We start from the raw sequence: 23750 nt of genomic DNA on the forward strand, positions 1-23750 counted from the left end.
AAGTAGATAGTCTAACCTTCGGGGGGACGTTTACCACGGTGTGATTCATGACTGGGGTGAAGTCGTAACAAGGTAGCCGTAGGGGAACCTGCGGCTGGATCACCTCCTTAACATGAAATAAGAGCATGAGAGTTGATTCGAGCGCCCACACAGTTTGTTTTCAGAGTGAAAAAGAGACGAGACTCGGTTTAGTAGAGCAATCTACAAGTCGCAGCAAAGCAAGCGACACCAAAAACCATAAAACGAAGCGATTTGCCAAAAGCAAAAAAGCCAAGTAAGCTCAGTCCCCGCCGCCTAAAAAGGCGTCACAAGCGCAGCAAGTGACACCAGCAGAAAAGGTTCGGAGAAAGTTTTTACGAGGATTTTTGCTTTAATCGAGGCATCTTGCTAAGCGCGTGAAGGAGCATACACAAGTATGTGACTGAACAAGCGCAGCAAGATAACGAAGAGTAAAGCAACGAAGCCGAAGTAAAAAAAAAGATGGGGTCGTAGCTCAGCTGGGAGAGCACCTGCCTTGCACGCAGGGGGTCGGGAGTTCGATCCTCCCCGGCTCCACCAAGACCGTCTCGGGATAAATCAGATGAGAATGCATTGCGAGTCAGTGTATTGTGGTCTGGCGTGTCCAGAAGTTCATTAACAATTAGGTAAAGAGAAGAAGTACAAGCGCATTAGTATTGCAAGTTTTTGTTGTTGTCGTATGACTTTGAGTTAATTGAGGTTATATGGTCAAGAAGAGAAGCGCAAACGGTGGATGCCTTGGCAGTAAGAGGCGATGAAGGACGTGGAATCCTGCGAAAAGCTCTGGGGAGTTGGAAACATGCGTTGATCCAGAGATGTCCGAATGGGGGAACCCAATCACTACGGTGATTATCCTTAACTGAATCCATAGGTTAAGGAAGCGAACTCGGGGAACTGAAACATCTAAGTACCCGAAGGAAAAGAAATCAAACGAGATTCTCCTAGTAGCGGCGAGCGAACGGGGAAGAGCCTGGTGTGATTTATTATGAGTGTGAGTAGAACAACTTGGGAAAGTTGGCGATAGAGGGTGATAGCCCCGTATACGAAGCACTGATAAGGAACTAAGCACACGAACAAGTAGGCCGGGACACGTGAAATCCTGGTTGAATATGGGTGGACCATCATCCAAGGCTAAATACTCCTTACTGACCGATAGTGAACCAGTACCGTGAGGGAAAGGTGAAAAGAACCCCGGAGAGGGGAGTGAAATAGACCTGAAACCGTTTGCGTACAAGCAGTGGGAGCCTGACTTTGGTTGGGTGACTGCGTACCTTTTGTATAATGGGTCAGCGAGTTACTTTTAGTGGCGAGGTTAACCGCATAGGGAAGCCGTAGAGAAATCGAGTCTTAATAGGGCGCGAGTCGCTGAGAGTAGACCCGAAACCGGGCGATCTAGCCATGCCCAGGATGAAGGTTGGGTAACACCAAGTGGAGGTCCGAACCGGGTAATGTTGAAAAATTATCGGATGAGGTGTGGCTAGGAGTGAAAGGCTAATCAAGCCCGGAGATAGCTGGTTCTCCCCGAAAGCTATTTAGGTAGCGCCTTGTGAAGTGATTGCTGGGGGTAGAGCACTGTTTCGGCTAGGGGGCTGTCATGGCTTACCAACCCGATGCAAACTCCGAATACCGGCTAATTGAATCACAGGAGACACACGGCGGGTGCTAACGTCCGTCGTGAAGAGGGAAACAACCCAGACCGCCAGCTAAGGTCCCTAAATAATAGTTAAGTGGGAAACGATGTGGGAAGGCATAGACAGCCAGGAGGTTGGCTTAGAAGCAGCCACCCTTTAAAGAAAGCGTAATAGCTCACTGGTCGAGTCGGCCTGCGCGGAAGATGTAACGGGGCTAAAACTATTTACCGAAGCTGCGGATGTGTGCCTTCGAGGCATGCGTGGTAGGGGAGCGTTCTGTAAGCTGATGAAGGTTCATTGAGAAGTGGGCTGGAGGTATCAGAAGTGCGAATGCTGACATGAGTAACGATAAAGAGGGTGAAAAGCCCTCTCGCCGGAAGTCCAAGGTTTCCTGCACGACGTTAATCGGAGCAGGGTGAGTCGGCCCCTAAGGCGAGGCTGAAAAGCGTAGTCGATGGGAACCAGGTTAATATTCCTGGACTTTTTATAAGTGGTGATGTGGGGACGAAGAAGGCTAGGTGAGCCGGGCGTTGGTAGCCCCGGTACCTGTTTTTAGGCGGAAAGACCTGGCAAATCCGGTTTTTCATTAACGCTGAGGGACGAGGTGGTTCTGACCCTACGGGGTGCAGAGAAGTCATTGATGCCACGCTTCCAGGAAAAGCTGCTAGCCATAACTTATAGAGAACCGTACCGGAAACCGACACAGGTGGACAGGTAGAGAATACTAAGGCGCTTGAGAGAACTCGGGTGAAGGAACTAGGCAAAATGGTACCGTAACTTCGGGAGAAGGTACGCCCTTGGATGTGAAGACCTTGCGTTGTAAGCATCTGAGGGCCGCAGAGACCAGGTGGCTGCGACTGTTTATTAAAAACACAGCACTCTGCAAATTCGTAAGAAGACGTATAGGGTGTGACGCCTGCCCGGTGCCGGAAGGTTAATTGATGGGGTTATCTTCGGAGAAGCTCTTGATCGAAGCCCCGGTAAACGGCGGCCGTAACTATAACGGTCCTAAGGTAGCGAAATTCCTTGTCGGGTAAGTTCCGACCTGCACGAATGGCGTAACGATGGCCACACTGTCTCCACCCGAGCCTCAGTGAAATTGAAATCGCGGTGAAGATGCCGTGTACCCGCGGCTAGACGGAAAGACCCCGTGAACCTTTACTACAGCTTTGCACTGGACTTTGATGATAACTGTGTAGGATAGGTGGGAGGCTAAGAAGTGCGGACGCCAGTTCGCATGGAGCCGACCTTGAAATACCACCCTGTTATTATTGAGGTTCTAACTTGGTCCAGTCATCCTGGACGAGGACAGTGTATGGTGGGTAGTTTGACTGGGGCGGTCTCCTCCCAAAGAGTAACGGAGGAGCACAAAGGTACCCTCGGTACGGTCGGACATCGTACCAAGAGTGTAAAGGCAAAAGGGTGCTTGACTGCGAGACGGACGTGTCGAGCAGGAACGAAAGTTGGTCTTAGTGATCCGGTGGTTCTGTATGGAAGGGCCATCGCTCAACGGATAAAAGGTACTCCGGGGATAACAGGCTGATACCGCCCAAGAGTTCATATCGACGGCGGTGTTTGGCACCTCGATGTCGGCTCATCACATCCTGGGGCTGAAGCAGGTCCCAAGGGTATGGCTGTTCGCCATTTAAAGTGGTACGCGAGCTGGGTTTAGAACGTCGTGAGACAGTTCGGTCCCTATCTGCCGTGGGCGTAGGAAAATTGAGAGGAGCTGCTCCTAGTACGAGAGGACCGGAGTGGACGAACCTCTGGTGTACCGGTTGTGACGCCAGTCGCATTGCCGGGTAGCTAAGTTCGGACGGGATAACCGCTGAAAGCATCTAAGCGGGAAGCCTCCCTCAAGATGAGTTTTCCCATGAAGCCCGTTGAAGACTACGACGTTGATAGGCGAGGTGTGGAAGCGCAGTAATGTGTGAAGCTAACTCGTACTAATTGGCTGATTGTCTTGACCATATAACCTGAGTTGTCTTGGGTTGTATGGGACAACAAACAAATGAATGACTGTGTGCAGAGATTATTATCTCGATTGTATTTCGACTCTTTACCGGCCGAGGCCGGCTTCGCCAAGACGAAGCTGTGTCCCACGGTCAACCCGTTTTCCTGGCGACTATAGCAGTCTGGAACCACCTGATCCCATCTCGAACTCAGAAGTGAAACAGACTCGCGCCGATGATAGTGTGGAGTTTCTCCATGTGAAAGTAGGTCATCGCCAGGGCTTTATTAAATAGTCACAAAAGTGACGAACCACTTTCAAGTGAAAGTGAAAATTGATAATGCTGGCGTAGCTCAGTTGGTAGAGCAACTGACTTGTAATCAGTAGGTCCTGGGTTCGATTCCTAGTGCCAGCACCATCTTAAATGAAGTCAAGTACAGTAATGTACTTGACTTTAATAAATTCCTGAAAGAAAATGGCATTCTTTTTGGAGGGGTTCCCGAGCGGTCAAAGGGATCAGACTGTAAATCTGACGGCTCAGCCTTCGAAGGTTCGAATCCTTCCCCCTCCACCATTTTTAAAAAAAGAAAAAAGCGGGTGTAGTTCAATGGTAGAACTTCAGCCTTCCAAGCTGATAGCGTGGGTTCGATTCCCATCACCCGCTCCAAATGAGCTAATAGATTAGAGGATCAAATCAGTCTGTAGCTTAAAGCCCACATAGCTCAGGCGGTAGAGCACTTCCTTGGTAAGGAAGAGGTCGTTGGTTCGAGTCCAGTTGTGGGCACCATACAATTATCAACTTTCTATAGGGGAGATTTTCCGATGGCAAAGGAAAAGTTTGAGCGAAAGAAGCCGCACGTAAATGTAGGCACGATTGGTCACGTTGACCATGGTAAAACCACACTGACTGCAGCTATAACAACGATTATGGCGAAGAAATTTGGTGGTACAGCGAAAGCGTATGATCAGATTGACGCAGCCCCTGAAGAGCGTGAGCGTGGAATTACAATTTCTACAGCGCATGTTGAGTACGAATCAGCAAACCGCCACTATGCACACGTAGATTGCCCAGGTCACGCGGACTATGTCAAGAACATGATTACTGGTGCTGCGCAGATGGACGGAGCGATACTGGTAGTATCAGCTGCTGATGGTCCAATGCCTCAAACTCGCGAACATATTCTGTTATCCCGCCAGGTTGGTGTGCCCTACATTGTAGTATTCCTGAATAAAGCGGATATGGTTGATGATGCGGAATTATTAGAACTGGTCGAGATGGAAGTTCGAGACCTGCTGAGCAGCTATGAATTTCCTGGGGATGATATTCCGATTGTTGTTGGTTCAGCGCTTAAAGCTCTGGAAGGCGACACGAGTGATATCGGTGTTGCAGCTATTGAGAAGCTGGTTGAGACAATGGATTCCTATATTCCAGAACCAGTTCGTAACATTGACAAAGCATTCTTATTGCCGATTGAAGACGTATTCTCAATTTCTGGCCGTGGAACAGTAGTTACTGGCCGTGTTGAAAGCGGAATTGTTAAAGTAGGTGAGGAAGTTGAGATTGTTGGTATACGCGACACTCAAAAGACCACATGTACTGGTGTTGAAATGTTCCGTAAACTGCTTGACGAAGGTCGTGCAGGAGATAACGTAGGCGTGTTGTTACGAGGAACGAAACGAGACGACGTAGAAAGAGGACAAGTACTGGCAAAACCTGGTACAATCAAGCCTCACACCAAATTTGAAGCAGAAGTATACGTGCTTTCAAAAGATGAAGGTGGCCGTCACACTCCATTTTTCAATGGTTACCGTCCTCAGTTTTACTTCAGAACGACAGACGTAACAGGTTCTTGTGAACTGCCACAAGGAATTGAAATGGTAATGCCAGGCGACAACGTTCAAATGACTGTTAGTCTGCATTCACCCATTGCGATGGATGAAGGTCTGCGCTTTGCTATTCGCGAAGGCGGTCGTACTGTTGGTGCCGGTGTCGTAGCAAAAATTATCGAGTAAAGAGTAAAATGGTGTGAGAGCAATAGTTCTCACACCAAGAAGCAAGGAGTTAGGCCAGTAGCTCAATTGGCAGAGCGGCGGTCTCCAAAACCGCAGGTTGGGGGTTCGATTCCCTCCTGGCCTGCCAACTACCAAAAGCGTGATTGTGATGAAAACAAACCTAAGCGTTAAAGAAATTGTTTTATGGACAGGAATGCTGTTAGTAACTATAGCAGCTTTTTTTTGTACTTATTACTATACTGTTTCATCTCCAATCAAAGTTATGATTTGGATTGGTTGGCTAGTTAGCATATTCGTAATAGGTTTTTTTACCAATAAAGGACAGCAAGTTTTTGCATTCGCACAGGAAGCAAAGATTGAACTTCAAAAAGTAGTTTGGCCTACACGTCAAGAAACTGTGCAAACTACCTCAATAGTTATGATCATGGTTGCAGCAACTGGATTTATTCTTTGGGGAATTGATTCAATAATGATGTGGGCAATCGCAAAAATAACACATTTGGGCTGACAATAGTGGAAGAACAGAAATCAAAACAGTGGTATGTAGTTCATGCCTATTCAGGCTATGAAAATTTCGTTATGCGTGAAATTAAAGCACGCGCCCTTCATCAAAATCTTGAAGAAAAAATTGGCGAAGTAGTTGTTCCTTCCGAAGAAGTCGTAGAAATGCGCGCCGGGCAGAAGCGTAAGAGCACAAGAAAGTTTTTTCCAGGTTATGTTTTAGTTCACATGGTTATGGATGATTCCACGTGGCATATGATTCGAGCAATACCTCGGGTTCTTGGTTTCCTTGGTGGCACTGCAAAAGGGGATGCCAACCAAAAACCAACACCAATTTCAGATAAAGAAGCAAGAGCTATCTTGCAAAGGGTTGAAGATGGCGTGACCAAGCCGAAACCCAAAATTCTATTCGAGCCAGGTGAAGTGGTCCGCGTCAAAGAAGGTCCATTCGTTGATTTCAATGGTGTAGTTGAAGAAGTTAACTATGAGAAAAACAAATTAAGAGTGGCTGTTCTTATTTTTGGACGCTCTACACCTGTCGAGCTTGAGTTTAGCCAGGTCGAAAAAACCTGATAACAGCAACCGGGGAGCTAATTCTGAATTGCGTTAGCGTTGACCCACTAAGGAGTAAATAATGGCAAAAAAAGTCGAAGCTTATGTAAAGCTGCAAATACCTGCTGGTAAAGCAAATCCAAGCCCACCTGTCGGCCCTGCATTAGGTCAGCGTGGTGTGAATATCATGGAATTCTGTAAGGCATTTAATGCGGCTACACAGAATATGGAACCAGGCTTGCCAACTCCAGTTGTCATTACTGTATATAGTGATCGCAGTTTTACGTTTATTACCAAAACGCCTCCTGCTTCTGTACTAATCAAGAAGAAAGCTGGTATTGCCAGTGGTAGCGGAAAACCTAACACAAATAAAGTTGGACGCCTGAATCGTGAACAACTTGAAGAAATTGCCAAAACTAAAGAACCTGATCTGACTGCTGCCAGTTTGGATGCTGCTGTTCGTACTATCGCAGGTACAGCAAGAAGCATGGGCGTAGAAGTTGAAGGCGTGGAATAAGGGGACAGATCATGGCAAAGTTAAGCAAAAAAATACAACAAATTCGTGAAAATGTTAAACCTAACCACTACTATAACGCTCACGAAGCAATTGAACTCTTAAAGAAATTTGCAAGTAAGAATTTCAGAGAAAGCATTGATATTAGTGTTAACTTGGGTGTAGATCCCAGGAAATCAGACCAAGTGGTCAGAACCTCTACTAACCTGCCCAAGGGAACTGGTAAAACAGTTCGAGTAGCTGTATTTGCACAAGGCGACAATGCAATTAAGGCTAAGAATGCTGGTGCAGATATTGTCGGTTTTGAAGATCTGGCTGAAAAAGTTAAAGCTGGAGAAATGGATTTTGATGTCGTAATTGCGACTCCAGATGCGATGCGAATCGTTGGCCAGTTAGGTCAAATTCTAGGCCCACGCGGACTTATGCCAAATCCAAAAGTTGGCACAGTAACCACTAACGTCGAAGCGGCTGTTTCCGATGCGAAGTCAGGTCAGGTTCGTTACCGTACTGATAAAAATGGCATTATTCATTGTACAGTCGGTAAGTTGGATTTCAGCGCTGACGATATAATTGAAAATATAAGCGCGCTGATTGTTGATCTTAAGAAAGCGAAACCCGCTTCTTCTAAAGGCGTTTATCTGAAAAAGATTACTTTGTCTTCTACAATGGGACCGGGATTGCCTATTGATATTGCATCCTTACCCGTGTAATATAAACGCCCTTTTAAAAGCTTTCACGGCATAGACTTGGTTCAATGCCGTCGAAGACCGCAGGTGCGAAAGCTTAATACCCTGCGCAGACGGTGAACCGGCTCCGGGATCTCTCTGAGACGGCCACCATAACTGTCAAATCGATTTATTGATTTGATCAACTTAGGAGGTCATTAACGTGACGATAACATTAGCTGCAAAAAAAGCGGTAGTCGACGAAGTAAGCGAAGTTGCTTCCAGGGCTATATCTGCTGTTGTTGCGGATTATCGTGGTTTGACTGTTAATCAAATGACCCAATTGCGTTCTGAAGCACGCAAATCCAATGTTTACTTACGAGTAGTAAGAAACACATTAACTCGACGTGCTTTCGAGAAAACGGAATTTGCCTGTCTGAACGACAAATTGGTTGGTCCTTTATTTATTGCTTTATCACTTGAAGCACCAAGTGATGCAGCTAGATTGCTGAAGGAATTCGCCAAAACATTTGATAAGCTTGAAATCAAAGCATTATCTGTAGGTGGAAAAGTATACGGTGCAGAACATCTGGAAGCCGTAGCAAGTCTGCCGACACGTGATGAAGCATTAGCCAAGCTGATGTATGTGATGAAAGCGCCAGTCGAAAAATTTGTACGTACACTTGCAGAACCTCATGCCAAATTGGTTAGGACTATTGCTGCAATTAAAGATACAAAATAAACCACATTTATTAATTTTAAACTTAGGAGCTAGTAATGGCTGTTTCAAAAAATGAGATCTTAGAGACTATCTCTAACATGACCGTGATGGAAATTGTAGACTTAATCGAAGAAATGGAGAAAAAATTCAACGTTTCTGCTGCCGCTGCTGCTGTTGCTGTAGCTGCTCCAGCTGCCGCTGCCGCCGCTGTTGAAGAAAAAACTGAATTCGATGTTGTTATGACAAGCTTCGGTTCTAACAAAGTAGGCGTTATTAAAGTCATCCGTGGCATCACTGGTCTGGGTCTGAAAGAAGCAAAAGACCTCGTTGAAGGCGCTCCTTCTACTGTTAAAGAAGGCGTTTCTAAAGACGAAGCTGCTACTATCAAGAAAGAGCTTGAAGAAGCTGGTGCTTCAATCGAAGTTAAGTAATACCATTGATTTGGTTTTAGATAACCCGGCCATGTTTACATGGCTGGGTTTGTGCGTTTGATTATCTCAATAATTTTACAGAGGAACTACCATGGCAATTGCAGAAGCTCAACACTATTCACATGCTGAGAAAAAAAGATTTCGCAAAAGCTTTGGGAGGCAGTCTGACAAGATGGAAATCCCCAACCTTCTTGATATTCAGCTAAAGTCATACACCGATTTTCTTGATGCCAATTCAAAGGCCAATATACAACAGAAAACTGGCCTGCATGCAGCATTTGCATCTGTATTTCCCATTGTAAGTTTTTCAGGGAATGCACGTCTTGAGTATGTTAGTTACAAATTGGGTGAGCCGGCATTTGATGTTAAAGAATGTAAGATGCGTGGCTTGACTTATTCTGCTCCTCTACGAGTAAAGATTCGACTTGTAGTACTCGACAAAGATGCAGCTGGCGAACCAAAACCAATTAAAGATATTCGTGAACAAGACGTATTTATGGGTGAAATCCCCTTAATGACCGATGTCGGTACATTTGTGGTAAACGGAACCGAACGGGTTGTTGTTTCCCAGTTACATCGTTCACCTGGCGTTATATTTGAGCACGATCGTGGCAAAACGCACTCATCAGGTAAACTCTTATACTCTGCGCGAATTATACCATACCGTGGTTCCTGGCTTGATTTTGAATTTGATCCCAAGGATTGTGTATTTGTCCGTATTGATCGCCGCCGCAAGCTGCCAGTTACAATTCTATTGCGTGCGCTAGGTTTTGAAATTGAAGAAATATTATCTGAATTCTTTGAATCCACCATCTGCCAGTTACGAAATGGAGAATTTCATATCAATCTGGTTCCTTCCAGATTAAGAGGTGAAATTGCTTCCTTTGATATTAAACTGCCTGATAGCGGTGAAATAATCGTCGAACAAGGCCGTCGTATAACAGCCCGCCATATCAAGCTGATGGAAAAGAGCAACATGCAGGACCTGGTTGTGCCAAGAGATTATCTGATTGGCAAAACGCTGGCCAAAAATGTCATTGATACAAGTACTGGTGAAATGCTTGCTCAGGCAAACGATGAAGTCACTGATCAACTCCTCGATCAATTGGCCGATCAAGGCATTCTAAGCTTTGAATTAATTTATACAAACGACCTCGATCATGGTTCATATATATCAGATACACTAAAAGTTGATCCAACCACGAGTCAGTTGGAAGCACTGGTCGAAATTTACCGCATGATGCGTCCAGGCGAGCCGCCAACTAAAGAAGCAGCTGAAGCATTATTTAAGAACTTATTCTTCGCAGAGGACCGTTATGATCTGTCTGCTGTTGGTCGAATGAAATTTAACCGTCGGGTTGGAAGAAAAGAAGATACTGGATTAGGTATTCTCACTAAAGAAGATATTCTGGCGGTGATTAAAACACTGATTGACATACGTAATGGCATTGGAATGGTTGACGATATTGATCATTTGGGTAATCGTCGGGTACGAAGTGTCGGTGAAATGGCCGAGAATCAATTCCGTGTGGGCCTGGTTCGTGTGGAACGCGCTGTCAAGGAACGCTTAAGTCTTGTCGAGTCTGAAAATCTTATGCCTCAGGACTTAATTAATGCCAAGCCTGTATCTGCGGCTATTAAAGAATTTTTCGGATCCAGTCAGTTATCGCAATTTATGGATCAGGTTAACCCTTTATCGGGAGTGACCCATAAACGCCGTGTTTCAGCACTTGGCCCAGGTGGACTCACCCGTGAACGAGCCGGCTTTGAAGTCCGTGACGTTCACACTACTCATTATGGTCGCGTCTGCCCCATTGAAACGCCTGAAGGACCAAACATTGGATTGATTAACTCATTGTCAGTATACGCAAGAACAAATGATTATGGGTTTATTGAGACACCTTGCAGAAAGGTAATTGACGGTCGAGTTACCGATGATATTGAATACCTTTCTGCAATAGAGGAAGTTGATCAGTACATTGCGCAGTCCAGTGTACCAGTCGATGAAAACGGCACTATTCTGGCTGATCTCGTTCCATGCAGACATCAAAATGAGTTTTCACTGACCACTCCTGATAAAATTAATTATATGGATGTGTCACCAAAGCAAATCGTTTCTGTTGCAGCCTCACTGATTCCTTTTCTTGAACATGACGATGCGAACCGTGCATTGATGGGTTCCAACATGCAACGTCAGGCTGTTCCTACTCTCCGTTCCGAAAAGCCGCTTGTAGGTACCGGAATGGAAAGAACTGTAGCCTCTGATTCTGGAGTGTCTGTAGTTGCCAAACGAGGCGGTATAATTGATTTGGTTGATGCCTCACGGATTGTGGTGAGAGTCAACGATGATGAAACAACTGCCGGGGAAGCGGGTGTAGACATTTACAACCTGACAAAATATTTCCGTTCGAACCAGGATACCTGTATTAATCAGAGGCCCATCGTTTCTAAAGGCGATTTGATTCAGCGAGGAGATATTCTTGCTGATGGTCCATGTACCGATATGGGAGAGCTTGCTCTGGGGCAAAATCTGCTTGTCGCATTTATGCCTTGGAACGGTTACAACTTTGAAGACTCTATTCTGATTTCAGAAAGAATTGTACAGGAAGATCGATTCACAACTATTCATATCGAGGAATTAACCTGTATTGCTCGAGACACCAAGCTTGGCACAGAAGAGATCACAGCTGATATCCCTAACGTAGGTGAATCAGCCTTGGCAAATCTGGATCAATCTGGAATTGTCTATATCGGAGCTGAAGTAGGAGCTGGCGACATTCTTGTTGGTAAAGTGACTCCAAAAGGCGAAACACAGTTAACGCCAGAAGAAAAACTGCTTAGAGCGATATTTGGTGAAAAGGCATCAGATGTAAAAGACTCTTCATTACGAGTTCCCTCAGGAATGAACGGTACTGTTATTGACGTTCAGGTGTTCACTCGTGATGGTTTGGAAAAAGATGACAGAGCGAAAAGTATTGAAGATGAGCATTTGGCAAGGGTTCGTAAAGATCTTATTGATGAAAGACGGATTCGTGAAGAAGATATTTATCATCGTATGTATAATCTGCTCATTGATAAAAATGCAACTGGCGGACCAGGAAGTGTTAAGCCGGGCAGCGCGATTACCGCTGACTATTTAAATTCTATTCCAAGAGAAAAATGGTTTGATATTCGTATCGATGAAGAGGTTGCTTCGCAGCAACTTGAGCAGTTATCCAAGCAGCTTGAGATGCTCGGTAAAGAGATGGAAAAGCGTTTTAATGATAACCGTAAGAAAATTGTTCAGGGCGATGATTTAGCGCCTGGAGTATTAAAGATTGTTAAGGTCTATCTTGCTGTCAAACGCCGTATTCAACCTGGTGACAAGATGGCAGGACGTCACGGGAATAAAGGGGTTATCTCTATTGTTGTGCCCGTTGAAGACATGCCTTACATGGCCGATGGTACTGCGGTTGATATCGTACTGAACCCATTGGGTGTTCCTTCACGTATGAATATTGGACAGGTTCTGGAAACGCATCTTGGCTTAGCTGCTAAGGGTTTGGGTGACCGAATTGCCAATATGCTGGAAGCCAATCAGCAAGTTGCCGAGTTACGCACTTTCCTGAACAAAATTTACAATCATGACAGTATGGAAAGAGTTAATCTTGATGCTTTGAATGATGATGAGATTCGTATTCTGGCTGACAATCTGCGCGCAGGAGTACCTATGGCTACTCCGGTATTTGATGGAGCAACAGAAAAAGAAATCAAGTCCATGCTGGAGCTGGCTGGTTTGCGGCCCGATGGCAAAACTATCCTGATTGATGGACGCACTGGTAAGGAATTCGACAATCCGGTTACTGTAGGCTATATGTATATGTTGAAGTTGAACCATCTTGTTGACGACAAGATGCATGCGCGTTCTACAGGTTCCTACAGTCTGGTTACACAACAGCCATTAGGTGGTAAAGCTCAATTCGGTGGTCAGCGTTTTGGAGAGATGGAAGTATGGGCGCTTGAGGCTTATGGTGCTGCGTACACACTCCAGGAAATGTTGACTGTTAAATCGGATGATGTTGGCGGACGAACCAAGATTTATAAGAATATTGTTGATGGGGATCATCGCATGGATCCTGGAATGCCTGAATCATTCAATGTTTTGCTAAAAGAAATTCGTGCATTAGGTATCGATATAGAATTGAACCACGATTAGAAATTAATCGTATAAATTCTCACTAATAATTTTTTTGGAGACATAGACTTGGCTGATCTAAGCAACAACCCGATAAGAAAACCACCAGTAATGAGTGATTTGCTTGGTATTCTCAAACAACAGGGTCAAAGTGAAGAATTTGATGCAATTAAAATTGCATTAGCATCGCCTGACCTGATTCGTTCATGGTCCTACGGAGAGGTGAAAAAGCCGGAGACAATTAACTACCGGACTTTCAAGCCTGAGCGTGATGGACTATTTTGTGCCAAAACGTTTGGCCCAGTAAAAGATTACGAATGTCTCTGTGGCAAATACAAACGTTTGAAACACCGTGGTGTTATTTGCGAAAAATGCGGTGTTGAATTGGCGCTTGCAAAAGTACGTCGTGAGCGAATGGGCCATATCGAACTGGCTAGCCCGGTTGCCCATATCTGGTTTCTTAAATCCTTACCCTCCCGTATTGGATTGCTGCTTGATATGACGCTACGTGACATCGAAAGAGTTCTTTATTTTGAAGCGTTTGTTGTAGTCGAACCAGGCATGACCGAGCTTGAGCGTGGTCAACTGCTGAATGATGAAACCTATCTTGAGGCGATGGAAGAGTATGGTGATGAGTTTGACGCGCGAATGGGTGCTGAAGCGATTCGCGATTTACTTCGTCAAATCGACCTTGAAGAAGAGATCAGAAACCTTCGTGAAGAATTGCCGACAACCAATTCTGAAACCAAGATCAAGAAAATCACCAAACGGTTGAAATTACTGGAAGCATTTTATGAGTCAGGAAATAAACCCGAATGGATGATCATGGATGTACTTCCTGTATTACCACCAGACCTGCGCCCCTTGGTTCCTCTCGATGGTGGCCGTTTTGCTACTTCTGACTTAAATGATCTGTACCGACGCGTTATTAACAGAAACAATCGACTGAAGCGCCTTCTTGATCTTAATGCCCCTGACATCATTGTGCGTAATGAAAAACGTATGCTTCAGGAATCTGTAGACGCCTTGCTTGATAATGGCAGACGCGGACGTGCAATTACAGGAACTAACAAACGGCCATTAAAATCACTTGCTGATATGATTAAAGGTAAGCAAGGTCGTTTCCGCCAGAATCTGCTTGGTAAGCGTGTTGACTACTCCGGCCGTTCAGTAATTGTTGTGGGCCCTACACTCCGACTCCACCAATGCGGATTGCCAAAGAAAATGGCCTTGGAGTTATTTAAGCCATTTATATTCAGTAAATTGGAATTTCGCGGCCTGGCGACCACAATCAAAGCCGCTAAAAAGATGGTCGAGCGGGAAGAGCCGATCGTATGGGATATTCTGGACGATGTCATTCGCGAGCATCCGATTCTTCTTAACAGGGCACCGACATTACACCGTTTAGGTATTCAGGCTTTTGAACCTGTATTAATCGAAGGCAAGGCAATCCAGCTTCATCCATTAGTATGTACAGCATACAACGCTGACTTTGACGGGGACCAGATGGCTGTTCACGTACCTCTTACTTTGGAGGCACAGCTGGAAGCTCGTTCGTTGATGATGTCTACAAATAATATCCTCTCTCCTGCGAGCGGTGAGCCAATCATTGTTCCCAGCCAGGACGTGGTACTTGGTCTTTATTATTTAACTCGCGAACGGCTCAATGCCAAAGGCGAAGGCAAAGTTTTCGCCAGCCCGCAAGATGCACAAAACTTTTATGAAGCTGGCTATGTTGATATTCATGCCAAGGTAAAAATTCGTATGCCTTCTGAAGATAAAGAAGGACAATATCAATTGGTCGATACAACAGTCGGTCGAGCTATTCTTTCAGATATATTGCCGAAAGGAATGTCATTCACTGTCATTAACAGACCGATGACAAAAAAGGCTATTTCAAGAGTTGTGGATACCTGCTACCGAAAATTCGGTTTGAAAGAAACCGTAATTTTTGCTGACCAGTTGATGTATACCGGCTTTAAGTATGCTACTCGTGCAGGCGCGTCCATTGGTATTGAAGATATGGAAATCCCTGAAGATAAGGCAGATATTATCGCGCAGGCAGACAATGAGGTTCGTGAAATTGAATCACAGTTCCGTTCCGGTCTGGTAACTAATGGTGAGCGCTATAATAAGGTTATCGATATTTGGTCCAGAACCAATGAAATGGTAGCCAAGTCGATGATGGCGAGAATCGCAACAGAAGAAGTAACCGACAGAACCGGTAAGAAAGTAAGACAAGAGTCATTTAATCCAATCTTTATGATGGCTGACTCTGGTGCACGGGGTTCTGCGGCACAGATAAGACAGCTTGCAGGTATGCGGGGTTTGATGGCGGCGCCAGATGGCTCAATTATTGAAACGCCTATTACTGCAAATTTCCGGGAAGGATTAAACGTATTCCAGTACTTTATCTCGACTCACGGAGCTCGTAAAGGTCTTGCGGATACCGCATTAAAAACTGCAAACTCCGGTTATTTAACACGTCGATTAGTGGATGTTGCACAGGACGTTGTTATTACCGAAATTGATTGCGGAACTGAAAACGGCATTTTAATGCAGCCTTTAATCGAGGGTGGTGACATTGTAGAACCATTGCACGAACGCGTATTAGGTCGTGTTGTTGCTAAAGATGTATTTATTCCCAATCAGAATGATGCGATTGTTACAGCAGGAACTTTACTTGATGAGGATTGGGTTGAGAAACTGGAGCGCTATGGGATTGACCAGGTTCTGGTACGTTCACCGATTACCTGTGAAACTCGTTTTGGTTTATGTGCCAAATGTTATGGCCGTGATTTAGCCAGAGGACATCTTGTAAACACCGGAGAAGCTGTTGGTATCATTGCAGCTCAATCTATTGGTGAGCCTGGTACGCAGTTGACGATGAGAACCTTCCATATCGGGGGAGCTGCGTCCAGGGCAACCGCTGCCAACAATATTCAAATTAAGAATAAAGGGGTTATTAGACTCCATAACATTAAAACCGTAACGCACGAAAATAAAAATCTGGTTGCTGTTTCACGTTCAGGGGAAGTGTCAATTGTTGATGATTTCGGACGGGAACGTGAGCGTTATAAGCTGCCTTACGGTGCGGTACTGACTGTTCATGATAATATGGCAGCAGAGGCAGGCGAAATTATTGCTACCTGGGATCCGCATACCCATCCAGTAATTTCCGAGGTTAGCGGTCGTTTGAAGTTCATTGATCTTATTGAAGGTCTGACCATGAACCGTCAAACTGATGAGTTAACTGGCTTAAGTAATATCGTGGTTATTGATGCTAAACAAAGAAGCGCTGCAGGCCGCGATTTAAGACCGATGGTCAAATTGGTTTCTGATGACGGTGATGAGATTTATCTGGCTGGTACCAATGTGCCTGCTCAGTACTACTTGCCGGTTGATGCGATTATTAACTTCGAAGATGGCAGCCTGGTAGGTGTAGGGGATGTTATCGCTCGTATACCACAGGAACGATCTAAAACCCGTGACATCACCGGGGGTTTACCGCGTGTTGCTGACTTGTTTGAAGCTAGAAAACCGAAAGACGCTGCGGTCATGGCAGAAACGTCCGGATTGGTCAATTTTGGTAAGGAAACTAAAGGTAAGCGCCGCTTGATCATTACAGCTTCTGAAAGTAATTTCCATGAAGAATTGATACCTAAATGGCGTCATATCTCCGTGTTTGAAGGGGAGCATGTTGAGCGAGGTGAAGTCATTGCAGAGGGACCATTGAACCCGCATGATATACTTCGTTTACTGGGTGTTGGTGCCCTGGCAAATTATATCGTTAATGAAGTACAGGATGTATACCGTTTACAGGGTGTGAAAATTAACGATAAACATATCGAGACAATTGTTAGACAAATGCTTCGTAAGCGAGTGATAACATTTTCTGGTGATTCCAAATTCCTGGTAGGTGAACAGGTAGAAGAAAGCATCATGCTGCAGGAAAATGACAAATTGCAAGCAGACGGGAAACAAGTTGCTATGGGAATACCTATTTTATTAGGTATCACCAAAGCCTCTCTTGCAACTGAATCATTTATTTCAGCTGCGTCGTTCCAAGAGACAACGCGTGTGTTGACGGAAGCGGCTGTTAGCGGAAAAGTAGATGATTTAAGAGGCTTGAAAGAAAACGTGATGGTTGGTCGACTGATTCCTGCGGGAACAGGTTATGCCTATCATCAAGGCCGCAAGGCAAAACGTGCAAAGACAGCTGGTTCTGAGCACATCTCGCATACGGTTACAGCCAGTGACGTGGAACATGCATTGAGTGAAGCACTTAATGCAGATAACCATGATCATTGATCCGGGCTTGGAGTTTCAGTGGATAAGTCTTGACAAATCCGCTGAAACTGTAATAGAATCCGGCCTCCTTATGCATACGAAATCACTATAAAAGAGATAGTTCGGAGTTAATAATAAATGGCTACTATTAATCAGTTAGTAAGAAAGCCTCGAGTGGACGCTAAAAAGAAAAGTAACGTCCCAGCTTTGGAATCATGTCCACAGCGCCGAGGTGTTTGTACACGTGTATACACAACCACACCTAAAAAGCCTAACTCAGCTATGCGTAAGGTGGCTCGTGTTCGATTAACTAACGGCTTTGAAGTGACCTCCTACATTGGTGGGGAAGGGCACAACTTACAGGAACACTCCGTGGTTCTGATTCGTGGCGGCCGGGTTAAAGACTTGCCTGGTGTTCGTTATCACACAGTGCGTGGCAGCCTTGATACATCAGGTGTTAATGATCGTAAACAAGGTCGTTCTAAATACGGTACTAAAAAGCCGAAAGATAAAAAATAATCTGATTGTAGGAATTTGACATGCCAAGAAGAAGAGAAGTCCCCAAACGTGAAATTCTGCCTGATCCTAAGCATCATAGTGAGCTGTTGGCAAAATTCATCAACGTATTAATGATCAGTGGAAAAAAATCCATTGCTGAGAAGATTGTTTATGATGCCCTGGACGTACTACATGAGCGCGTCAAGAAAAATCGTAAGAGTGAAGACGAGTCAGGCGATGCCGGAAGCGTAGGCGGTTCAACGACTGTTCTGCAATACTTTGAGCAAGCACTTGATAATGTTCGTCCAAGTGTTGAAGTAAGATCAAGACGTGTCGGTGGTGCTACTTATCAGGTTCCAGTTGAAGTGCGTACTGATAGAAGCATTGCATTGGGAATGCGCTGGATTGTTCAGGCTGCCAGATCTCGTGGCGAAAAGGGAATGATGCTGCGTTTGGCAGGTGAGTTGTTAGATGCTTTTGAAAGTAAAGGCTCTGCAGTTAAAAAACGTGAAGATACTCATAGAATGGCTAAAGCTAACCAGGCCTTTGCGCATTTTCGCTGGAATTAACAGAGAGAGAAAACTCCGTGTCTACTCCATTAGAACTTTACAGAAATATCGGCATTGCAGCCCATGTCGATGCAGGGAAAACGACCACGACCGAACGTGTTCTTTTCTACACTGGAATGTCGCATAAAATGGGTGAAGTACATGATGGCGCTGCTACAATGGACTGGATGGTTCAGGAGCAGGAACGCGGTATAACAATTACCTCAGCTGCTACAACTTGCTACTGGGAAGGAATGGATAAGCAATTTCCACGACACCGTATCAATATTATTGATACCCCAGGGCATGTTGACTTCATGATTGAAGTAGAGCGTTCATTGCGAGTTCTTGATGGTGCTATCGTTGTGTTCGATGCGGTTTCAGGAGTTGAACCTCAATCTGAGACAGTGTGGAGACAGTCTGATAAATACGGCGTTCCACGCATTGTTTTTGTAAATAAAATGGATAGGATGGGGGCAAATTTTCTCCGAGTTGTAGCTCAGATTAAACAACGTCTTGGCTCCAATCCTGTAGTAGTACAAATGCCAATAGGCGCGGAAGATGCTTTCATTGGGGTGGTTGACCTTGTCAAAATGAAAGCAATTCATTGGGATGAAGATAGTAAAGGTATGTCTTTTGCTTATCAGAATATCCCGGCAGAGATGATGAAGCAATGTGAAGAGTATCGGGCTTTAATTATTGAAGCAGCAGCTGAAGCGTCTGAAGAGCTAATGGAAAAATATCTGGAAGGCGAAGAGCTTACAGAAGAAGAAATTAAGCATGCCATTCGCAAGCGGACGGTGAGTAATGAAGTTGTACCAGTGTTCTGTGGTTCAGCTTTTAAGAACAAAGGTGTCCAAGCTGTCCTGGATGGTGTGGTTGATTATTTACCTTCTCCTATTGATATCCCTGATATTAAAGGCGTTGACGAGTACGGAAATGAGTTGCATCGTAAAACATCTTATGATGAACCATTTTCAGCTTTGGCATTTAAAATTGCCACCGATCCTTTTGTGGGCACGCTGACCTATTTTCGTACCTACTCAGGGGTATTAAAAAGTGGCGATACCATTTATAATCCCGTGAAAGGGAAAAAAGAGCGGATAGGCCGCCTTTTGCAAATGCATGCCAACTCAAGAGAAGAAATAAAAGAAGTTAAGGCTGGCGATATTGCAGCTGCTGTTGGTTTAAAGACAGTTACGACTGGCGATACACTTTGCGACGTAGACCATGTGGTTACTTTGGAAAGAATGGACTTTCCAGATCCAGTAATAGCTGTAGCAGTGGAACCTAGAACCAAAGCTGACCAGGAAAAAATGTCAATAGCTTTAGGTAAACTTGCACAGGAAGATCCTTCCTTCCGTGTTCATACTGATGAAGAATCCGGTCAAACGATAATCGAGGGGATGGGTGAGTTACACCTCGAGATTATTGTGGACCGTATGAAGCGTGAGTTTAATGTAGAAGCCAATGTGGGTAAACCCCAAGTTGCTTATCGTGAAACGATCAAAGCAGTGGTAGAGCAGGAAGGTAAATTTGTTCGTCAGTCTGGGGGACGTGGACAATACGGTCACGTATGGCTGAAGATCGAGCCACAACAGCCAGGTTCAGGCTATGAGTTCGTCAATGCTATTGTTGGGGGTGTTATTCCAAAAGAGTACATTCCTGCTGTAGATAAGGGAATTCAGGAGCAGATGCAAAATGGTGTTATTGCTGGTTACCCTGTAGTAGATGTTAAAGTCACACTTTTCGATGGTTCATTCCACGAAGTGGATTCAAGTGAAATGGCGTTCAAAATTGCTGGCTCACTGGGATTTAGACAAGGTGCTCAAAAAGCAAAACCCGTGCTTCTTGAGCCAATAATGAGTGTGGAAGTTGTAACCCCTGAAGAGTATATGGGGGATGTCATGGGAGACTTGAACCGCCGGAGAGGCATGGTTCAGGGCATGGAAGACTCTCCTGCAGGAAAGGTAATTCGTGCGGAAGTTCCATTAGCAGAAATGTTTGGGTATGCCACAGATGTGCGTTCCGCGACACAAGGTCGAGCTACCTATTCAATGGAGTTCGCTAAGTATGCGGAAGCACCAATGAATATTGCTGAAGCGATTATTAAGAAACAATAAAAGTTAATGAGGTTATTTGAAAATGGCGAAGGAAAAGTTTGAGCGAAAGAAGCCGCACGTAAATGTAGGCACGATTGGTCACGTTGACCACGGTAAAACCACACTGACTGCAGCTATAACAACGATTATGGCGAAGAAATTTGGTGGTACAGCGAAAGCGTATGATCAGATTGACGCAGCCCCTGAAGAGCGTGAGCGTGGAATTACAATTTCTACAGCGCATGTTGAGTACGAATCAGCAAACCGCCACTATGCACACGTAGATTGCCCAGGTCATGCGGACTATGTCAAGAACATGATTACTGGTGCTGCGCAGATGGACGGAGCGATACTGGTAGTATCAGCTGCTGATGGTCCAATGCCTCAAACTCGCGAACATATTCTGTTATCCCGCCAGGTTGGTGTGCCCTACATTGTAGTATTCCTGAATAAAGCGGATATGGTTGATGATGCGGAATTATTAGAACTGGTCGAGATGGAAGTTCGAGACCTGCTGAGCAGCTATGAATTTCCTGGGGATGATATTCCGATTGTTGTTGGTTCAGCGCTTAAAGCTCTGGAAGGCGACACGAGTGATATCGGTGTTGCAGCTATTGAGAAGCTGGTTGAGACAATGGATTCCTATATTCCAGAACCAGTTCGTAACATTGACAAAGCATTCTTATTGCCGATTGAAGACGTATTCTCAATTTCTGGCCGTGGAACAGTAGTTACTGGCCGTGTTGAAAGCGGAATTGTTAAAGTAGGTGAGGAAGTTGAGATTGTTGGTATACGCGACACTCAAAAGACCACATGTACTGGTGTTGAAATGTTCCGTAAACTGCTTGACGAAGGTCGTGCAGGAGATAACGTAGGCGTGTTGTTACGAGGAACGAAACGAGACGACGTAGAAAGAGGACAAGTACTGGCAAAACCTGGTACAATCAAGCCTCACACCAAATTTGAAGCAGAAGTATACGTGCTTTCAAAAGATGAAGGTGGCCGTCACACTCCATTTTTCAATGGTTACCGTCCTCAGTTTTACTTCAGAACGACAGACGTAACAGGTTCTTGTGAACTTCCACAAGGAATTGAAATGGTAATGCCAGGCGACAACGTTCAAATGACTGTTAGTCTGCATTCACCCATTGCGATGGATGAAGGTCTGCGCTTTGCTATTCGCGAAGGCGGTCGTACTGTTGGTGCCGGTGTCGTGGCTAAAATCATCGAGTGAGTAAAATGAGTAATCAAAATATTAAAATTCGTTTAAAATCGTTTGACCATCGTTTGATTGATTCGTCAACACGTGAAATAGTTGAAACGGCAAAACGTACTGGCGCACAAATCCGTGGGCCAATACCACTGCCAATTAAGAAAGAAAAATTTACTGTACTGATTTCCCCACATGTTAACAAAGATGCGCGAGATCAGTATGAGTTACGCACCCATAAACGCCTGGTTGTGATAGTGCACCCCACTGAAAAAACAGTAGATGCATTAATGAAACTGGACTTGGCTGCTGGTGTCGATGTTCAGATAAGTCTGGATGACGAATAACGTTCCAGATAGGAATACTAACGAGGTATTACAATGATAGGGTTAATTGGCAGAAAAGTTGGTATGACACGTATCTTTACTGAAGAAGGGCAGTCAATTCCTGTTTCAGTAATAGAAATTGCGCCAAATCGTGTATCTCAACTTAAAACGCTTGAATCTGACGGCTATATGGCTGTACAAATAACAGGCGGTGAAAAAAAGGCAAGCCGTGTAAACAAAGCGCTTACTGGTCATTTTGCAAAAGCTCAGATAGAAGCTGGAGATATGATCGGAGAATTCCGAGTCACTTCTCTTGATGGCTTTTCTGCTGGGCAGACTATTTCAGTAGCCGAAATTTTTACTCCCGGTCAATATGTCGATGTGACAGGTACATCAAAGGGTAAAGGCTTTGCTGGTACCGTGAAACGCCATAATTTCAGAACGCAAGATGCAACACACGGTAACTCTGTTTCGCATCGTGTTCCTGGATCAATTGGGCAGAACCAAACGCCAGGACGAGTGTTCAAAGGCAAGAAAATGGCAGGCCATATGGGTAATGTCAGATGCACTACTCAAAACCTTGAGCTGGTTAGAGTTGATGCTGAACGAAACCTACTGTTGATAAAGGGTGCTATTCCTGGATTCCCTGGAGCCAGAGTGGAAGTACGACCCGCAGTTAAGATCAAAGCAGGGGATCAATAATGGAACTTATTACTAAAGATACCAACACTTCTTTAAGTGTAAATGAGCAAGTATTCGATTATAACTACAACGAAGGCTTGATCCATCAAGCTGTAGTTACTTTTATGAATAATGCTCGAAGCGGAAACAGCGCTCAGAAAACCCGTTCTGAGGTAAGTGGCGGCGGAAAAAAACCTTGGCGACAAAAAGGTACTGGCCGTGCACGTGCCGGTACAATCCGCAGCCCAATTTGGCGTTCGGGTGGGGTTACGTTTGCATCAAAAAAACGTGATTATAGCCAAAAACTAAACAAAAAAATGTATAAGCGCGCTATAAGAAGCATCTTATCTGAGCTTATCCGTAATGAAAATCTGATTGTCGTTAGTGACTTTCAATGCAGTTCTAACAAGACCAAAGACTTTATTGCCAAGATGAAAGAGTATGACTTGACAAATGCTTTAATCATAATGCATGAAGTTGGAGAAAACGAGTACCTGGGTTCACGCAATCTGATTGATTTCGACATTTGCGACGTTGCTTCAGTTGACCCCGTGAGTTTACTGCGCTTTGAAAAAGTACTAATCACAGGCGAAGCACTTAAAAGCATTGAGGAGTTGCTACAATGAACGCAGAACGTTTACTAATGGTATTAAGAGAGCCACACACATCTGAAAAAGCGACTGTGATGGCCGATAAATACAAGCAATTTACTTTCAAAGTTCTCAAAACTGCCACCAAAAACGAGATTAAAAGAGCAGTAGAGGAATTGTTTAATGTTAAAGTCAAAAATGTTTCTGTAATGAATGTCAAAGGCAAGTCCAAGCGTTTTCGCCAGTTAGCTGGTAAAAGAAGCGACTGGAAAAAAGCGTTTGTTTCTTTACACGAAAACTATGATATCGATTTTAGCGTAAAAGAATAAGGTAG

Annotated in this window: 17 protein-coding genes, 6 tRNA genes and 3 rRNA genes (1 of these 26 running past the window's edge); all 26 read left to right on the plus strand. The window is 44.7% G+C overall.

Annotated elements, in window-relative coordinates; genetic code table 11:
- Positions 1–110 (plus strand): 16S ribosomal RNA (locus tag DYH61_RS01065); it begins 1434 nt to the left of the window's first position.
- 372 nt (positions 111–482) lie between these two features.
- A tRNA-Ala gene (locus DYH61_RS01070) sits at positions 483–558 on the plus strand.
- A gap of 166 nt (positions 559–724) precedes the next feature.
- Positions 725–3620 (plus strand): 23S ribosomal RNA (locus DYH61_RS01075).
- A 146-nt stretch (positions 3621–3766) separates the two neighbouring features.
- A 5S ribosomal RNA gene (gene rrf / locus DYH61_RS01080) occupies positions 3767–3882 on the plus strand.
- Together the 16S, 23S and 5S rRNA genes with 5 tRNA genes alongside form the textbook arrangement of a ribosomal RNA operon.
- 60 nt (positions 3883–3942) lie before the next feature.
- Positions 3943–4018 (plus strand) — tRNA-Thr (locus DYH61_RS01085).
- Positions 4019–4089: 71 nt separating this feature from the next.
- Positions 4090–4174, plus strand: a tRNA-Tyr gene (locus tag DYH61_RS01090).
- A gap of 19 nt (positions 4175–4193) precedes the next feature.
- Positions 4194–4267 (plus strand) — tRNA-Gly (locus DYH61_RS01095).
- Positions 4268–4311: 44 nt separating this feature from the next.
- A tRNA-Thr gene (locus tag DYH61_RS01100) sits at positions 4312–4387 on the plus strand.
- Positions 4388–4422: 35 nt separating this feature from the next.
- A complete protein-coding gene (gene tuf / locus DYH61_RS01105) occupies positions 4423–5613 on the plus strand; it encodes an elongation factor Tu (protein ID WP_112220499.1) in 1191 nt (396 codons plus the stop codon).
- A 51-nt stretch (positions 5614–5664) separates the two neighbouring features.
- Positions 5665–5740 (plus strand) — tRNA-Trp (locus DYH61_RS01110).
- A gap of 21 nt (positions 5741–5761) precedes the next feature.
- The gene (gene secE / locus DYH61_RS01115) at positions 5762–6121 is read left to right on the plus strand and encodes a preprotein translocase subunit SecE (protein ID WP_058508188.1); all 360 of its coding nucleotides are present in this window, start codon (positions 5762–5764) and stop codon (positions 6119–6121) included.
- 2 nt (positions 6122–6123) lie between these two features.
- Positions 6124–6687 (plus strand): transcription termination/antitermination protein NusG, encoded by a 564-nt coding sequence (nusG, locus tag DYH61_RS01120; protein ID WP_172463590.1) that lies wholly within the window; start codon positions 6124–6126, stop codon positions 6685–6687.
- A gap of 61 nt (positions 6688–6748) precedes the next feature.
- Positions 6749–7183, plus strand: a complete 435-nt coding sequence (rplK, locus tag DYH61_RS01125) for a 50S ribosomal protein L11 (protein ID WP_058508189.1) — start codon at positions 6749–6751, stop codon at positions 7181–7183.
- Between the two features lie 11 nt (positions 7184–7194).
- A complete protein-coding gene (rplA, locus tag DYH61_RS01130; RefSeq protein ID WP_058508190.1) occupies positions 7195–7890 on the plus strand; it encodes a 50S ribosomal protein L1 in 696 nt (231 codons plus the stop codon).
- A 178-nt stretch (positions 7891–8068) separates the two neighbouring features.
- A complete protein-coding gene (gene rplJ / locus DYH61_RS01135) occupies positions 8069–8587 on the plus strand; it encodes a 50S ribosomal protein L10 (protein WP_058508191.1) in 519 nt (172 codons plus the stop codon).
- A gap of 35 nt (positions 8588–8622) precedes the next feature.
- A complete protein-coding gene (gene rplL, locus DYH61_RS01140; RefSeq protein WP_058508192.1) occupies positions 8623–8997 on the plus strand; it encodes a 50S ribosomal protein L7/L12 in 375 nt (124 codons plus the stop codon).
- 91 nt (positions 8998–9088) lie between these two features.
- Positions 9089–13192: a DNA-directed RNA polymerase subunit beta gene (rpoB, locus tag DYH61_RS01145; protein ID WP_058508193.1), complete on the plus strand. Its 4104-nt coding sequence runs from the start codon at positions 9089–9091 to the stop codon at positions 13190–13192.
- Between the two features lie 90 nt (positions 13193–13282).
- Entirely contained in the window at positions 13283–17482 is a 4200-nt protein-coding gene (rpoC, locus tag DYH61_RS01150; protein ID WP_058508194.1) for a DNA-directed RNA polymerase subunit beta', read from the plus strand.
- 117 nt (positions 17483–17599) lie between these two features.
- On the plus strand, positions 17600–17980 hold the full coding sequence (gene rpsL / locus DYH61_RS01155) for a 30S ribosomal protein S12 (protein WP_045098305.1): 381 nt from the start codon (positions 17600–17602) through the stop codon (positions 17978–17980).
- Positions 17981–18000: 20 nt separating this feature from the next.
- On the plus strand, positions 18001–18528 hold the full coding sequence (gene rpsG / locus DYH61_RS01160) for a 30S ribosomal protein S7 (protein ID WP_058508195.1): 528 nt from the start codon (positions 18001–18003) through the stop codon (positions 18526–18528).
- A 17-nt stretch (positions 18529–18545) separates the two neighbouring features.
- Positions 18546–20630, plus strand: a complete 2085-nt coding sequence (gene fusA, locus DYH61_RS01165; RefSeq protein WP_058508196.1) for an elongation factor G — start codon at positions 18546–18548, stop codon at positions 20628–20630.
- A gap of 22 nt (positions 20631–20652) precedes the next feature.
- The gene (gene tuf, locus DYH61_RS01170; protein ID WP_112220499.1) at positions 20653–21843 is read left to right on the plus strand and encodes an elongation factor Tu; all 1191 of its coding nucleotides are present in this window, start codon (positions 20653–20655) and stop codon (positions 21841–21843) included.
- A 5-nt stretch (positions 21844–21848) separates the two neighbouring features.
- Positions 21849–22166, plus strand: coding sequence for a 30S ribosomal protein S10 (gene rpsJ / locus DYH61_RS01175; RefSeq protein ID WP_058507932.1), 318 nt, complete (start codon positions 21849–21851; stop codon positions 22164–22166).
- A 33-nt stretch (positions 22167–22199) separates the two neighbouring features.
- The gene (rplC, locus tag DYH61_RS01180; RefSeq protein ID WP_058507933.1) at positions 22200–22847 is read left to right on the plus strand and encodes a 50S ribosomal protein L3; all 648 of its coding nucleotides are present in this window, start codon (positions 22200–22202) and stop codon (positions 22845–22847) included.
- Positions 22847–23452 (plus strand): 50S ribosomal protein L4, encoded by a 606-nt coding sequence (gene rplD, locus DYH61_RS01185; protein WP_058507934.1) that lies wholly within the window; start codon positions 22847–22849, stop codon positions 23450–23452. Before rplC ends, rplD begins: the two co-directional genes overlap by 1 nt.
- The gene (rplW, locus tag DYH61_RS01190; protein ID WP_058507935.1) at positions 23449–23745 is read left to right on the plus strand and encodes a 50S ribosomal protein L23; all 297 of its coding nucleotides are present in this window, start codon (positions 23449–23451) and stop codon (positions 23743–23745) included. The genes rplD and rplW overlap by 4 nt, the downstream gene beginning before the upstream one ends.
- Positions 23746–23750: the final 5 nt, after the last annotated feature.

The organism is Legionella quinlivanii, from assembly GCF_900461555.1.
Classification (GTDB): domain Bacteria; phylum Pseudomonadota; class Gammaproteobacteria; order Legionellales; family Legionellaceae; genus Legionella_C; species Legionella_C quinlivanii.

Coding starts and splice junctions, on each gene's coding strand:
- tuf (WP_112220499.1), top strand. CDS start 4,423: ATGGCAAAGGAAAAGTTTGAGCGAAAGAAGCCGCACGTAAATGTAGGC.
- secE (WP_058508188.1), top strand. CDS start 5,762: ATGAAAACAAACCTAAGCGTTAAAGAAATTGTTTTATGGACAGGAATG.
- rplK (WP_058508189.1), top strand. CDS start 6,749: ATGGCAAAAAAAGTCGAAGCTTATGTAAAGCTGCAAATACCTGCTGGT.
- rplA (WP_058508190.1), top strand. CDS start 7,195: ATGGCAAAGTTAAGCAAAAAAATACAACAAATTCGTGAAAATGTTAAA.
- rplL (WP_058508192.1), top strand. CDS start 8,623: ATGGCTGTTTCAAAAAATGAGATCTTAGAGACTATCTCTAACATGACC.
- rpoB (WP_058508193.1), top strand. CDS start 9,089: ATGGCAATTGCAGAAGCTCAACACTATTCACATGCTGAGAAAAAAAGA.
- rpoC (WP_058508194.1), top strand. CDS start 13,283: ATGAGTGATTTGCTTGGTATTCTCAAACAACAGGGTCAAAGTGAAGAA.
- rpsL (WP_045098305.1), top strand. CDS start 17,600: ATGGCTACTATTAATCAGTTAGTAAGAAAGCCTCGAGTGGACGCTAAA.
- rpsG (WP_058508195.1), top strand. CDS start 18,001: ATGCCAAGAAGAAGAGAAGTCCCCAAACGTGAAATTCTGCCTGATCCT.
- tuf (WP_112220499.1), top strand. CDS start 20,653: ATGGCGAAGGAAAAGTTTGAGCGAAAGAAGCCGCACGTAAATGTAGGC.
- rpsJ (WP_058507932.1), top strand. CDS start 21,849: ATGAGTAATCAAAATATTAAAATTCGTTTAAAATCGTTTGACCATCGT.
- rplC (WP_058507933.1), top strand. CDS start 22,200: ATGATAGGGTTAATTGGCAGAAAAGTTGGTATGACACGTATCTTTACT.
- rplD (WP_058507934.1), top strand. CDS start 22,847: ATGGAACTTATTACTAAAGATACCAACACTTCTTTAAGTGTAAATGAG.
- rplW (WP_058507935.1), top strand. CDS start 23,449: ATGAACGCAGAACGTTTACTAATGGTATTAAGAGAGCCACACACATCT.